Consider the following 15,196-nt stretch of genomic DNA (forward strand, 5'->3'; position numbering starts at 1 on the left):
CAGAATTTCAAGTCGGCAAAATGAAACAGCCCAACTAAAACAATGGTAACGTTCTCGAAAACTGTGAGAATAAAATTCTACCCCTTGTTTGTCGATTCGCGGACGATCAGTTTACCCGGAAGGATCTTTTCCTCCGGGATAAAACTTTTTTTCCTGATATGCCCCAATAGTAATTCACAACTCTTACGACCGATCTCAAAGGCCGGTTCTGCAATGGTAGACAAAGAAGGTGAGATGATAGAAGCCATTGGATCATCTGTAAAACCAATCACCCCAACTTCTTTCCCGATACGGATCCCTCTCGCTTTTAATGTCAGCATCGCACCGATCGCCTTGCGGTCATTCACTGCAAAGATGGCATCAGGTGGTTCAGGCAGATCCATGAGTTGAATGGTATCCGCTTGTCCGGATTCCTGTGAAAACCCTGAATAGATCGTATAGTCTTCAACTACAGGCAGATTATGTTTCGTCAATGCAGCCAGATACCCTTCATATCTTTTTTCCGTGAACAGAAGCCCCCGGGGCCCTGCTATATGCGCGACCCTCCTGTATCCATTGCTAACCAGGTGCTCCACCGCTTCAAATGCGCCGTTAAAATCATCCTGCATCACTTTGGACGTCCGGATCTGGTTGGGCACCCGGTCAAAGAACACCACCGGGATATCTTCCCTGATCACCCGTGCGAAATGTTCGCAGGAATCAGACTGGGAACAGGTTGATACCAGCAAACCATCAAAACTACTAAGCGAAAGGTTGTCTACGATCGATAACTCCCGCTCCGGCGAATCGTTCGTGACATGCAAAATGATATTGAACCCTTTGCTGTATGCCACTTCCTGGATCCCGGTGATCACAGTGGAGAAATAATAATTGGTAATAAAGGGAAGGATCACCCCTATATTGTGTGTACTCCTTTTAGCAAGAGCAGTTGCATTATAATTCGGTTTGTAGTTGATCTCGGCAGCAGCAGCCAGCACCCTGTTCCTCGTTTCTTCATTCACATCATAGGCATCCCGGAGAGCACGGGATACAGTAGAGACAGAGATTTTAAGGATCCGGGCAATATCCTTGATCGTCGTTGGTCTGGACATGTATGGGAGATATCGTTTACAAAATGATTCGTTGAGTGTAACTACTTACGAATGTAACTAAAAAACACTCCCCTCCTATTTATGATCCGATATCCGTTTCAATATTATCGGTAACGTTCTCGCTGATTTTCCGGCAGTTTATAAATGACTACCGGATATTCGTTTGCCCATTTTATTAATTCATATCGCATGCACAGACGATCATTTCTCCAGCACTCAGGTTCACTTATGGCAGGAAGCCTTCTCGGTCCGCTTATCAAGGAAGCAGGATCAACCGGAAAAAAAAGGCGGATCGCGATGGTCGGGACCTCCTCCCGGGGAGCGCAGATGTGGGGAGTTCCCGTCGTAAAAGAATTCGGTCACCTGGTAGAATTTGTTGGCCTCTGCGATCTTAATCCGGGCCGGGCGGAAGCTGTAAAGAAAATGATGCAGGTTAGCTGTAAGACCTATACCGACTTTGATCAAATGCTGAAGGAAACGAAACCTGATGTATTGATCGTAGCCACAGTTGATAACAGCCATCATGAACAGATCATCAAAGGACTGAACGCTGGCATTGACATCATCACTGAAAAACCGATGACCACTGATGAAAGAAAATGCCAGGAAATACTTGATGCGGAAAAACGAAGCGGCCGGAAGGTACAGGTAACATTCAACCTTCGCTACGCACCGCTGCCTCAAAAGATCTATGAATTATTAAGAAGTGATGTGATTGGGGAACTTACCTCCGTGGACTTTCACTGGTATCTTGATGTACATCATGGAGCAGACTACTTTCGTCGCTGGCACAGGCGGCGAGAATACAGCGGGTCTCTGCTTGTACACAAATCCACACATCATTTCGACCTGATGAATTGGTGGGTCGACTCTGATCCGGCCGAAGTGTTCGCATATGGCGCACTTGAATTTTATGGAAAAAATGGGCCTTATCGCGACAGCAACTGCAGACCCTGCCCCCACAAGAAGAATTGCAACTTCTACTGGGATATTACAAAGTCGGAAAGAGATGTACTGCTTTATGTGAACAATGAACAGTATGACGGATACCTGAGAGACGGATGCGTATTTAAAAAAGATATAGACATCTTCGACAAAATGGCGGTACAGGTCAGGTACGCCAATAACGTTCAGCTTAGCTATTCACTTACTGCTTATTCTCCTTATGAAGGTTTCCGTGTTTCTTTCAATGGAAAAAAAGGAAAGATGGATGCTTTTATAGAGCTGAATGACAATGACGAATTGTATGACAAGATCCTTGTCACATCAAACTTCGGGAAGCAGGAAACGATACAGGTGCTGAAAGATAATACGGAGCATGGCGGAGGTGATCTTCGTCTGCGTAAAGAGATCTTTTCACCCTCGGGCTCAGACCCTCATAAACAGATTGCGGGAACACGCGATGGCGCCATGTCCATTCTGATGGGAATAGCGGCATACCATAGCATCGATAAAAAGCAGCCGGTAAGAATAAAAGACCTGACCACACTCAAGCCACAAGCTCAAAAAGTATATAGCGACTGATAACCAGATTTCATGAAAGAATCATTCATTACAACAAAGCTGGAAAATATACTGAAGGAATACGGTATAGTGGAAGAGGTCACAGCCTTCCGCCACTTGCAAAGCGGCCTGATCAATCAGACATCAAAGATCGAAGCCGGTGGTGAGCAATTTATCCTCCAGAAAATCAATCATTCCGTATTTAATGAGCCTGCAAAGATCGCTCATAACATCAGGGTGATTGGCAACTACCTGGCGGTACATCATCCCAATTATACATTCGTGGCACCGGTACGCACCAGCAAAGGTGCAGATACTATCACGCTGGAAGGTGGCGAATATTATCGGCTATTCCCTTTTGTAACAGGATCCCATACACTTAATAAGGTAACAACGCCGATGCAGGCCTTTGAAGCCGCCTCACAATTCGGTGCTTTTACGGCGTTACTATCCGGCTTTGATACAAGCCAGCTTCAGATCACTATTCCATACTTTCACGACCTTACCTTCCGCTACCGGCAATTTGCGGAAGCTGTATCAACCGCCAATCCGGTACGCAAAACTATTGCTGAAAAACTGATCGCCACCATGCAGGATCATTTCGATCTCGTGGTACAGTTTGAGAATATTAAAAAGGATCCGGCATTCAGAAAACGCGTAACTCATCACGACACCAAGATCAGTAATGTTTTGTTCAACGACTCTGACCGCGCGATCTGCGTGATCGATCTTGACACCGTCATGCCCGGCTATTTTATCAGTGATGTCGGCGATATGATGCGAACGTATCTATCCTCCGCTACGGAAGAGGAAACGGATCTGTCGAAGATCATTGTCCGAGAAGAGATCTTCAAAGCTATTATTGACGGTTATTCGCTTGAAATGAAAGACGAGCTCACTCCTGCGGAATCGCGCTCGTTTGTGTATGCAGCGAAATTCATTATCTACATGCAGGCATTGCGTTTCCTGACAGATTACCTCAATAATGATCGCTATTATGCTCCCGCTTACCCCGATCACAATTTCAACCGCGCCATGAATCAATCAGTCCTGCTTAAACAGATATTTGAAAAGGAGGAAACCCTGTCATCTTATCAATCCATCCGATAAACACCATGTTCCTTTCTATATCAACCAGAGAACCGGCATTCAAATCATCCCTGCTCTGCCTGGTTCATATCCTGATTGCAGTCACCATACACGCGACCGTCAAACCAAACAGTCTTTTCAGCAGCAACATGGTGCTTCAGCAAGGTAAGCCGGTTCCTGTCTGGGGAACAGCCCCTGACGGAGAATCTGTCACTGTCTTTTTCGAAGGCAAAGAGTATCGCACAACTGCGATCGGTAGCCGGTGGAAGATCGAGCTTTTCTCGTTGCGGGCTAACGATAAAGGACAAACGATGACGATCAGGGGAAAAGACACAACCATATCCATCACAAACATATTGATCGGAGAAGTGTGGCTTTGCAGCGGACAATCGAATATGTATCGAACACTTGGACCACAACCCTCGCGCCCCGACATTACCAACTGGATGGAGGAAAAAGACAATGCCAATTATCCCCTGATCAGGCAATACACTGTCCCGATGCTTTACGCTGCAACAAAAACAGATGATGCGAACGGCAACTGGAAGATCTGTTCACCGGAAACGGTAAGCACGTTCTCTGCCGTTGGATATTTCTTTGCAAGGGATCTGCATAAAGATGTAAAAGTGCCTGTCGGGATTATTCTGTCCGCATTTGGCGGAACACCTGCTGAAGACTGGACCAGTCGTGACGCGTTGAACGCTGATCCCGAATTAAAGAAATTCGCAGATCACTATGTTGAGATCGTGTCAGCCGCGTATCAGCCAAAAGGACAACTCATCAGCGGGTTGTACAATGGGATGGTTCACCCATTGATTCCTTACGGGATAGCAGGAATAGCGTGGTACCAGGGAGAAGCAAACAATGTACGTGTTCATCAGTATGAACTGGTCCTGTCAAACCTGATCAATAGCTGGCGGAGTGATCTCATGCAGGGAGAGCTGCCATTTCTTATTGTACAGATCGCTCCGCATAAAGATATGAGTCCTGAATTGAGGGAAGCACAATTAAAGGTGTCGCAACGGACAACCAATACCGCTCTCATTGTTACGACGGACTGTGGCGATGCTGAAGACATTCATCCTGCCTATAAACAGCCAGTGGGTGAGCGGCTTGCCAGAGCAGCATTGGCCCTGGCGTATCATAAACAGCTGGTTTACGCCGGGCCTGCCCTCCGCTCCTGGAAGATAAGGGGGAGCCGGATCATGCTAAGATTTAAGAACAGCCGCCATGGCTTGAAAACGATCGATGGCCAGCCACTGAAAGGTTTTACCATTGCAGGCAATGACCATGTCTTTATCCCGGCGAGAGTACTCTTGAAAAAAAGATCGATCATTGTCTACCATCCCGGTGGCCATAAACCGACCGCTGTGAGATATGGCTGGAGCAATACGCCGGAGGTAAACCTTTGTAATAACGAAGGCCTTCCTGCGTCTCCTTTCCGGACCGACGGGAGCAGAAATTAAATAGAGATGATTTCAATTCCTGGCATCTCATGACAGAAGCTTTCAAGGTTTATATCGTTTGATCAAAAAAAATCCCGCAATGCTGATTGCGGGATTTTTTGGTATAACTTGTTTCTTTATTGAATTACCACTGAAGCATTCGTTCGCTTCCCTTCCGGATCTGTAATGATCATCCGGTAAACACCCGTCACCAATTTCCCTGGCAACGTAACCGAATGCTGGAATACTCCACCCGGATAGTTGAACGTTCCGTTATAAACTGCCTGCCCTGTTGAATTGTGCAGTTGAATTGTATAACGACCCGTTGGCGAGTCATTCACCTGCAGCTTCAGCTTACCGTCTGTTACCGGGTTTGGATATATAAGCAAACCATGATTGCTGATCCTGATGAACGCGGTGTTGCTGTAAGATGTTTCACCATTGAGGCGAACTTCCTTTACACGATACAGGAGAGCGCCCGATCCGGGGTTATCATCCTGCCATTGGTATTTCAATGTCGGGTTAGGGGATACGGATGCAAGCTTACTGAAGTTGTTTCCATCTGTTGCTCTTTCTACTTCGTAAGCTGTAGCGCCTTCCTGATCATAGGTTTCCCAGTTGAGCAACACTGCGCCGTTACTGGTTGATGTAAGTTTCAGACTGTTTGCCCGGATAGGTAATACCACTGCGGTAGACGCGGATGAATTCACCGATGCGCATGTTCCGCTTTGAACAACAGCCCTGTATCTTGTTGCCTGTACGGGATTAGTAACTACCAGCTGCGCCTGGGTGCTTCCGATATTCTGTATCGAGCTGGTAAAATTATCGGTTGATGACTGCCATCTCAATACCTGGCCTGTATGGCTTGCCAGTGTCAGTACGGTCGTATTGGGCGCTGAACCCGGAATGGTTGTTACACTGCCTGCGGCGCTTGCGGGGTAAACGGTCGCAATAACAGGCGCGCGTTGCGTACAACCTGGTGCTGCCGCATAGTATGTCGTCGTGCTGGCAAGTGATGGGATCGTATAACTGTTACTGGTAGCTAGTGCTGATCCGCCGCTCTCCGCGGAGTACCAGGAGACCGTTCCGGAAGTAGCGGTCGCATTCAGGGTAACAGAGCCAGTCTGGCATCTCTCTGCCGCTGTAGTTGATGAAATTCCAGTTACGGTAATTGCCTGCGAGCCGGAGAGATCTCCAGGGCAACCGGAACCGGGTGACACGTTCAGCCGGTAATTGACAGTGCCTGTTTGATTAACTGGCGGCACCAGGATCCCTGTATTTGCACCGGGCACATCCTGGAATGATCCTGAAGCATCGCTTTGCCATTGATACACGAGGCCTGAACCACCAGTGATCGTTGAGGTCAGTTGCACGTTATTATTTGAACAGACCGTCGTACCTCCCGCGATACTAAGACTGGTTACTCTTGTTCCTGCTGCTGCTGTGATGATAAATACACCACTGATGCCCGCATTACCGTTACCCGTTTCAAATACTGAAGCACGGTACCGGTTTGCAACTGTCGCATTCGCTATGCGTAAACGAGATGTGGTTGCTCCACTGTAATTACCTCCATCGGTAACAGCCGTCCATGTAGTGCCGCCATTGGTCGACTCTTCCCATGAATAGGAAAGTGTCCCACCTGCGGCAGGCGTGCCAATGATCTCAAGGCTTGCGGTTCCACCCGGACAGATACTGCTCACAGATGTCTCAGGGCTCAATGCAGCATTTGGTGGGAGGTTTACAGAAGCCGCATTATAAGCAATGAATGCATAATCACTATTGCCACTCGGAGTGATCCGGAGAGCTCTTACACTCCCCGCATTTGATGCATTGATCCCAAAGCTGGAAAGATTAAGGCTGACTACACGGATATCCCTGGTGGTATTTGTACTGTTTGCAGGCACTCCATATGGCCGGCCGGCATTATATGGAATGCCGGTAGCCAGTGAAAACAGATCGAGCACATACGTCCCCAAACGCGGAAGAAGTGTCATATCCTGCGTAAAGGAAGTTCCGACAGGATTTCCTGCCTGATCCAGGAAAGTAAATTCATCGTTCGAACTGGATGGAGACGCGATCTGGGTCAGGATCAGATCCGGTTCTGCGTCGGTCGCTCTTGTCGGATCAATATTATAAATCTGAAATGTCATCACTGCAGTGGATGGCAGATTGGTAACACCAGTACCAAGATCCAAACCATTCGCTCCGTCGATCAACGATTCTTTGATAGTAAACTTCGTGGCACCGGCAACATAAGCCGTAGCGGCAGAACCATCCACCCGTGAAGCAAGAGCCAGATACGTAGACCCCGATCCCGTTGCTGTTCCTGAAATTGAGGCAACAGGCAATGCTTTAAAAACAGATGAAGTGAATGAGATACCGTTATTCGTGAGGACACTATTGTTAACACCCGTTGAGTAAGTCACTCCATTGTGTGTAAATGCAAGCAGGTTATGACTGTTATCGGGCTGGGTACCGATCGGACTCGCGGCCGTCGTTCTCCAGTATCCACCGAAATCGGTGATGATCGACGAAGTGGGAACATAGATAAACCCTGAACGGTTTACAGTCCCACCAGGATTAGTAACACTCACATCCCCCGAAACTGTCACAGGTGTGGTAGCCAGAATTTCACCTGAGCTGATAGTAAAGGATGCATTTACGCCTCCTATGCGAACGGAAGAAGCAGTGCCAAGGCCCGTACCGGTAATCCGGATCACCATTCCGGGAGCTGCAGATTTTGGGGTAAAATCGGTAATTGTCGGTTGTGCAAAGCTAATATTTGCTCCGGTAAGGAACAAAATAAGCAGGGTTAGTTGGAATTTCATGCAGAAAAAACAGTGTGATAGTTATCAGTTACTCAGAGCCATTCGATACTCTAAAGGGGGCATCAAAAACGCCGCCAATTATCCCAATACTTAACTATACACTGAAAACTTTGACAATGGTCAATATTTACACAGTCTTGCGGACATCATGACTCACTGCATGAAAAAAATATAACATGTAACCATGACAAAATGAAAGACCGATACCCAACTGATGACTGATACCTGAACCGGATATTCAAATGCGTGGTGACATGATGAACGACTGCGCTGCATCGTCAGAATCTGTCGATCCACCATTCATCCCGGGAATGTTGTTCACTTGCAACGCCCTTGTACTGCAAATTTGTCAAAGGCAAAATAAAGCAGTCAAAGAAATGCCTGTTCTTTAATACAAGCCATCTCCTTCGGTTTCTCCATTGCCTTACGAACAAAGCAAGCATATTTGCTGAGTGATTTGAAGTGGAATGGATCCATTCTGATAACATTGAATCAATACTAACCTTACCACATGGCGGGAAATTGTGTATGAATTCAAAGGAGCGACCATTATCAATCACCACCATTGCGTGTACATAAGAATGTAAAAATGATTGGTCGCGTTGCAGTTCAACATAAGTGTACGTCATAACCCTGTTATACGTTTAGTAAAACAATCAATTCATGAAACACTTATTCAAAAAATGAACCAGCTGCTTTAGGCTGCTTTTTTTTGTAATACGGTCGAATAATTGTGGTGATCTTTACTATGAGGAAGAACCAGCGGGGAAATGCTTACTCAGTAACTGGAAAACCCTTCACCGCGGCTTGCCAATCCCGTTGGGTTTGCGCCGCCCCCGGGTGATTTCGCAGATTTAACATCTACATTAATGGATATCACATATTGAGCTGGAATATTCATCCGGGCTGGCAGCGCTGATCCGGCGGATCTACCCGCCCGATCTGCGGGAACCTCTATAACATGCACGCAACAGCATCAGCCCTCCACATCATTTACCCGCTGGATAAAATCCTTTGGTAGTTTTCCAAACTGTTCAAAAAAACATTTCGAAAAATAGGACGGCGTGTTAAATCCTGCCATATAGCAAACTTCATTCACTTTGTACTTTCCCGTGGATAAAAGTTGCGCACTATAGTTAAGCCGGATCAGCTTGATGTAATCATTCGGAGTGATCCCTGTCACCTGCTTGATCTTCTTGTGAAAATTAGAACGGCTCATGGCAAACTGCTCCGACAAACTATCGATAGTAAAATTAATATCATCAACATGCTCAAGGATCGTCCCGTTCAACTTTTCAACAAATGCTGCATTTACATTCTCCCTGGGCTGCTGTTTAAAATATTGCAACGGCGATTGCTGAAGACTACTTCTTACCCGGTTACGGTTCTCAATAATGCTGTTGATCTGGGCCAGCAATTGTTCCATTGAAAACGGTTTGTCAATATACACATCGGCTCCCTTCCGCAATCCCTGCACTTTGGTCGGCGTATCCGTTTTGGCAGAGAGCAATATCAATGGAATATGAGAGAATGCCGGATTTGATTTAACCGCATTGCAGAATTCAAGACCATTCATTTCCGGCATCAGGATATCCGAAATGATCAGATCCACTGTCTCTCGTTCTAACAGGTCCATTGCTTCGCGACCGTTCTCAGACTCCAGTACATAGAATAACTCTGCCAGTTGAGTGGAGATAAAGCTGCGCAACTCAGGATTATCTTCTACGATCAGAATATGAGGTTTCGAATCAGATCTTCCGGATGACGGGCTTTCCTGCGCACGGAATGCTTCTTCCCCCGGATCAGCTACGTTTATAACGTCCGCTTTGGGAATACTAACAATAAAAATGGCCCCACCTTTTCCGGGAGAACTAACATCAATTTTCCCTCCGTGTTTTCTTGCAAGCAGCTGGGACAATGACAACCCGAGACCAGAACCGGTTTTCACCGGGTTCTCTCCCTGCTCGATCTGGAAGAACGGATCAAACAACCTTTCGTGGAACTGAGGATCAATCCCCTTTCCATCATCCCGGACAGCGATCTTGAGTTCATCATTGAAAACACCAACATCCACCAGGATCTCGTTTCTCGCATGCTTCAATGCATTTGACAGCAGGTTGCTAACGATCTTATAAAGTGCTTCAGCATCCACTGCCCATATAAGATCTGCGCGTGTCAGATCCAGTCTGATCAATATTTTATGCTGCTTCGCCGTTTCATGATACTGATCGATCACACGCTTGAGAATTTCTATCACATTATGCTGCCGTTTGCTGAACGGGAACATATCCTCTTCGATCTTCCTGAAATCAAGCAATTGATTTACCAGGCTTAACAACCTGTTTGTATTGCGTTCAATAATACGAAGATTGCTCTGCGTTTCTGCTCCCCCTTCATTGGCTGATATCACCGTTCCAAGCGGAGCCACGATCAATGACAGGGGCGTACGGATCTCATGGGCAATATTGGTAAAGAAATTGATCTTGGACTCATAGATCTCCTTTTCCTTCGACACTTTATACAAATACAACTTCTCTTTATTCCTTCTTTCAGACCGTCCATGGTACCATCTCACAAAAAAGTAAACAGCCAGAACCGCCGAAACTGCGTACAAGGCGATCATCAGATTGGAAAGCCAGAATGGCCTGGCAACATCCACCACCAGTTCCGTGCTGAGATCATTCCATAAACCATCACTATTGTATGCCCGGACCTTGAACACATAGTTACCCGCGGGAATGTTCATGTATACCGCCTTACTCTGGTTACCTACTGCATTCCACTCTTTATCAAATCCCTCCAGTTTGTACTCGTACCGGTTATGCTCAGGAGAAATATAGCTGAGCGCAATAAAATCGAACGTAAAACTGTTCTGATCATACTTCAGCGAGATCTTCTTAATATTATTAATACTAACGTCCAGTGGTGATGCCTTTGCTCCGGGAACCATTTCCTTATTGAACAATTGAAATCCTGTCAATACCAGGGCAGGTTTTGTCAGCTGATCCACCAATTCCCGGGGATTGAACAGCGTGAACCCATTTGCTCCTCCAAACAAAAGACGGTTGTCCGCAACACGTATCGCACAGTTTGGATTATACCTGATCTTTTGCGCCGCTTCCATATAACCAAAAGTGCGGATAGTTTTTTTCGCCACATCTATCCGTGCAAGTCCACGGCTTGTACTAACCCAGATATTTCCATCCACATCATTGATAATGGAATAAATGATATTCGAAGGCAAACCTGTTTTTTCCGTAAAACTCAGTTCAAACTGGCTCGTGCGAAGATTCAGCATTTTCAAACCATCCCCTTCGGTTCCCACCCATAAATGATTTTGGCTGTCATGGAACAGGCAGTTAACATTATTGGTCAACAAAGAATCTGTATCCCTGGCTTGCTGTTGAACGCGGCTTAATCCATTCACTGCATCATACCTAAGCAGGCCATGTTTATGAGTGGCCAACCAGATCGTTCCGTTAAAATCTTCCACAAGATCTTTGACGGACATGCCGTCTGTTTGAGGGATCGGACGTATGATACCTGTAACAGGGTCCAGGGTACTGACACCATCTGACAGGCCTAAAAAGATCAACCCTGCGGACGACTTGAATAAGGTCACAACGAACTTGCCGGAAAGCGATGCCGAATCAGTATGCTGCTGCCGGAATCGCTGAACCTGATTGGTCCGCAGATCCAGGCGCTGGATACCGTTATTGTTCAAACTCACATATAGCTGATCACGGTCGAGCAACAACTTCTGTATATCATGATAAGTAACCCCGGAAGATGTTTCGCGAAATGCGCCGGTTGACAGGTCAAATAACGCCATACCGGCATCATGCGTACCTACCCATAGCTGGTTTTTTCCGTTATCCGCGAAACTGCTGATAATATTTTTTCTCGAACTGTTCTTTTGTATACTGGGATAATAAGCAAACCGGTTTATATAAGGAGAATAATAATTCACTCCCCCAAAATAAGTACCGATCCAAAATGCATTCTCCCTGTCTTTCACGATAGAGAAAACAGCTTTATCCGTTAAGTTATCAAATGCGTTATCATTGTTAATGGAATGAAAGCTCGCCTGATCGCGATCAAACACGAGCAGTCCCTTATCAGACCCCATGATCAGCGACCGGTCATCGTATGCCGTGATCGCTTTAATATTAAGTACCTGTCCGCGATCGTTATCAGGATAACACGTCGCCTTATCAAACCTTGCATTGTAGCGATAAAGACCGCTTCGCGCGCTTCCTATCCAAAGATTATTATCTGCATCGCAATACAGGCTGAAGATGGTCGGGTCAGCTATTCCCGCTTTTTTATCTTTTGCAAATGAAACAAATTTATCCGCGGCAGGATCTAAACGAATGAGTCCGGCGCCATCCGAACCCAGCCAGATGATGCCATTATGGTCCTGTACCATGGTCCAGATAAAATTCACCGGGATATCCTGTCCACGTCCCTTTTGCTGATAATGTTTTTTTACTTTCAGGCTCCTGTCGAGCTGATATAACCCGTGTCCATAACAGGCAAGCCAGATATTCCCATCCGGATCTTCATGAATATAACTGATACTGGTATTATCCTCATCAAGCACTATCCGTCTGAAACGTTCACTATTCGCGTCAAAAAGATAAAGACCCTGTTTTGTGCCGATCAGTAATCTTCCCTGCCCATCTTCTTTTACATGATGAATGAAATTGCTGCCGATAGAGGTGGAGTCGCCCTGTTTTTTACGAAATACCTTGAACGATTTCCCGTCAAACCGGTTGAGCCCATCAGCCGTTCCGAACCACATGAACCCCTTACGATCCTGCATGACAGACCAGACGCTGTTATGCGACAGTCCATCTTCTATCTGGTAATTCCGGAAAAAATTGGCCCGGCTTTCCATAAAGAAGAAAAGGGTTAGCAGCAGGAGTCCGCTAATTCTCATTGGCAGGTTTCTTATATTTTTTATACCGGGTCAATGCCTCAATATAGTAATAATCCCCATAATTGATTGACGCATCGATCTCGTAGCCGCTGGGCAGGTTACCTGTACAGTGTTTCAGGAATGCCGGTTTATCCTTGCCGGCCTGGTAAGCATCCGTTGACAATGACTCAAGCAAAGCGGTTGCTGCTGCCCAGTATTTTTGACGCAGCACAGGCTTATCTTCCAGTGTGGATAGTTCCAGCAAAGCAGAAGCCGCGATAGCCGCAGCGGATGCGTCTCTTGGTTCAGCTGGGATTTTCGGCGCATCAAAATCCCAGTAAGGGATCTTATCTGAAGGCAATCGCAGTAAAAATATATCGCTGATCTTTTCAGCAAAACGAAGAAAGCTGGTATCCTTTGTTTCGCGATAGGACATCGTGAAGCCATAAATGCCCCATGCCTGCCCCCTAGCCCACATCGTATGATCTCCATATCCCTGGTTGGTCACTCCTTTAATAAAACGTCCGTCTGCTGTGTCATACACCGCCACATGATAAGAAGATCCGTCAGCACGGAATTGATATTGCATGGTCTTCTTTGCATGCGCAAGAGCGATATCGTATAGTTTTTTATCACCGCCATTCTTTGATGCCCAGAACAACATTTCAATATTCATCATATTATCGATGATCGTATTGTGCGGCCATCCCATTTTCTTTACCATTACCGGCCAGGAAAGGATGGTTCCCACTTTGGGGTTATACAATTTGGCCAGTTTATCTGCTCCACTGATGATGATCTTCTTATAACGTTCATCACCGGTGAGCCGGTACGCATTTCCATAACTGCAGAAAAGCTGGAAGCCAAGATCATGATCACCACCCGTTTTTGGATCAGAAAGAGACTCGAGACAATCAGTATACCTGACCGCCTGCTGCCTGATCTTTTCATCCTTTGTGTATTCATAGTCGTACCAGAGAATGCCCGGCCAGAATCCACTCGTCCAGTCATGCTTGTTCACCTTGTGCCAGCTCGTTTGATCCGCATTCATACTTCGCGGCATCAGGCAGGTATCACCAAGTTTGGCCAGTGTCCGCTTCACCTGGCGATCCGTATACGATAATTGCTTGTTTACATTAAACGAACGGGCCGGCCTGATGAACGAAATGGCCATTCCCCCCAGCACACACAGTACCAGGTAACTGAATTTCTTTGTCATATGATCATTTATTCTTTTCAATTGGGAAAACAGAACACTACTCGTATGAATTAGGTAAAGCATACAAATAGCGTTGCAGTATTTTCATTTGCGGAGCATCCGTCTTATAATTTTCTTTGGGCTGGGCCGACAATTTATAATTCACCCAGATAGGGCCAGCGGCCCAATAGGCAGCATGCACGCCATTTTGCTGCAGGTAAGAGAGGAAATGATCCATGCAAACAAGCCAGCGCGGATCATCACCCGGAATACCAAATTCTCCGATAAAACCTTTCAGATTGTTTTTCGCTAACCATTTTATAAAGGGAGATACACGGGCAACCCCGGTGAACGGGTTAGCCTTCTCCACCTCATAGCTGTTCCTGTAGATCCCGGAAGCATCTGCGTCAAAATACACATGCGCTTCGAAGATCAGTTTATGAGAAGGATCATACAGATTCTTCAGGTCATCGCTTTCTTCCACCCAGCGTTCCGCCGAGCTCCAGCTATTACCACCAATATAGATCGGCGTAGCAGTATCCTGTAAACGGATCTCCTGTATGCAGGCCTGCGCCATTTTTGCCCAGGGAACTGTTGGCAACATATCATGGGGTTCATTCATCAGGCCATAGCCATACAAACCCTTCATACCATGAAGCGCTTTCGCCAGCTTCCCCCAAAGGTTAGAGAGATGTTCTATCTTAAGCGGATCCTGACCGATGACCAGGTATTGCGTATCAACACCGCGGCGCCCATAGTTATGCAGATCAGGAATCACCAGCATATCACGCTTCCCGGCTTCGCTGATCACATTGATCAGCCTCGCAAGCTCTTCCTTGTTCAAGTCTCCATTCAATGAAGGTTGCATCCGTTCCCATTTGAATGGAAGACGAACCAGCTTTAACCCTTTTGAGGCAAAATAGTCAAGATCCGCAGCAGAAGGATACACATAATTCTTTCCATATACACCCGTTGAAGCTTTTCCAAATTCAGCACCTGCAAGATTCACCCCAAACGGCATACCCGGAGTAGCAGCCATTTGCCCGAAGGCTGCGCCACCAAAACAAACAAGCGAAATAAAAATTGTATACAGGCTTTTCATGTTGATCATTTTTAGG

9 protein-coding genes are annotated in these 15,196 nt (G+C 46.3%); 3 read left to right on the forward strand and 6 right to left on the reverse strand.

The window, feature by feature from the left end:
* Window positions 1–77: 77 nt before the first annotated feature.
* Window positions 78–1,091 carry a LacI family DNA-binding transcriptional regulator gene (locus LZZ85_RS14285; RefSeq protein WP_237873175.1) on the reverse strand — a complete coding sequence of 338 codons (1,014 nt, stop codon included), beginning with the start codon at window positions 1,089–1,091 and terminating at the stop codon, window positions 78–80.
* A 189-nt stretch (window positions 1,092–1,280) separates the two neighbouring features.
* On the opposite strand from LZZ85_RS14285, the gene LZZ85_RS14290 reads away from it, so the two are divergent.
* From LZZ85_RS14290 to LZZ85_RS14300, 3 genes are read left to right on the forward strand one after another with little or no spacing between them, the layout of a single operon-like run.
* On the forward strand, window positions 1,281–2,615 hold the full coding sequence (locus tag LZZ85_RS14290; protein WP_237873183.1) for a Gfo/Idh/MocA family protein: 1,335 nt from the start codon (window positions 1,281–1,283) through the stop codon (window positions 2,613–2,615).
* Window positions 2,616–2,627: 12 nt separating this feature from the next.
* Window positions 2,628–3,704, forward strand: coding sequence for a phosphotransferase enzyme family protein (locus LZZ85_RS14295; RefSeq protein ID WP_237873186.1), 1,077 nt, complete (start codon window positions 2,628–2,630; stop codon window positions 3,702–3,704).
* A 5-nt stretch (window positions 3,705–3,709) separates the two neighbouring features.
* Window positions 3,710–5,149, forward strand: a complete 1,440-nt coding sequence (locus LZZ85_RS14300) for a sialate O-acetylesterase (protein ID WP_237873188.1) — start codon at window positions 3,710–3,712, stop codon at window positions 5,147–5,149.
* 116 nt (window positions 5,150–5,265) lie between these two features.
* Here the strand turns inward: LZZ85_RS14300 and LZZ85_RS14305 are convergent, their stop codons facing one another.
* The 5 genes from LZZ85_RS14305 to LZZ85_RS14325 form a co-directional block, all read right to left on the reverse strand.
* Window positions 5,266–7,959 (reverse strand): DUF8696 domain-containing protein, encoded by a 2,694-nt coding sequence (locus LZZ85_RS14305; protein WP_237873200.1) that lies wholly within the window; start codon window positions 7,957–7,959, stop codon window positions 5,266–5,268.
* Window positions 7,960–8,237: 278 nt separating this feature from the next.
* On the reverse strand, window positions 8,238–8,588 hold the full coding sequence (locus LZZ85_RS14310) for a hypothetical protein (RefSeq protein WP_237873214.1): 351 nt from the start codon (window positions 8,586–8,588) through the stop codon (window positions 8,238–8,240).
* Between the two features lie 347 nt (window positions 8,589–8,935).
* A complete protein-coding gene (locus tag LZZ85_RS14315) occupies window positions 8,936–12,901 on the reverse strand; it encodes a two-component regulator propeller domain-containing protein (protein ID WP_237873223.1) in 3,966 nt (1,321 codons plus the stop codon).
* On the reverse strand, window positions 12,891–14,099 hold the full coding sequence (locus LZZ85_RS14320) for a glycoside hydrolase family 88 protein (protein WP_237873231.1): 1,209 nt from the start codon (window positions 14,097–14,099) through the stop codon (window positions 12,891–12,893). Before LZZ85_RS14320 ends, LZZ85_RS14315 begins: the two co-directional genes overlap by 11 nt.
* A 37-nt stretch (window positions 14,100–14,136) precedes the next feature.
* The gene (locus LZZ85_RS14325) at window positions 14,137–15,180 is read right to left on the reverse strand and encodes a glycoside hydrolase family 5 protein (RefSeq protein ID WP_237873233.1); all 1,044 of its coding nucleotides are present in this window, start codon (window positions 15,178–15,180) and stop codon (window positions 14,137–14,139) included.
* Window positions 15,181–15,196: the final 16 nt, after the last annotated feature.

Origin of the sequence: Terrimonas ginsenosidimutans, assembly GCF_022012415.1 — a bacterium.
Lineage (GTDB): Bacteria > Bacteroidota > Bacteroidia > Chitinophagales > Chitinophagaceae > Terrimonas_A > Terrimonas_A ginsenosidimutans.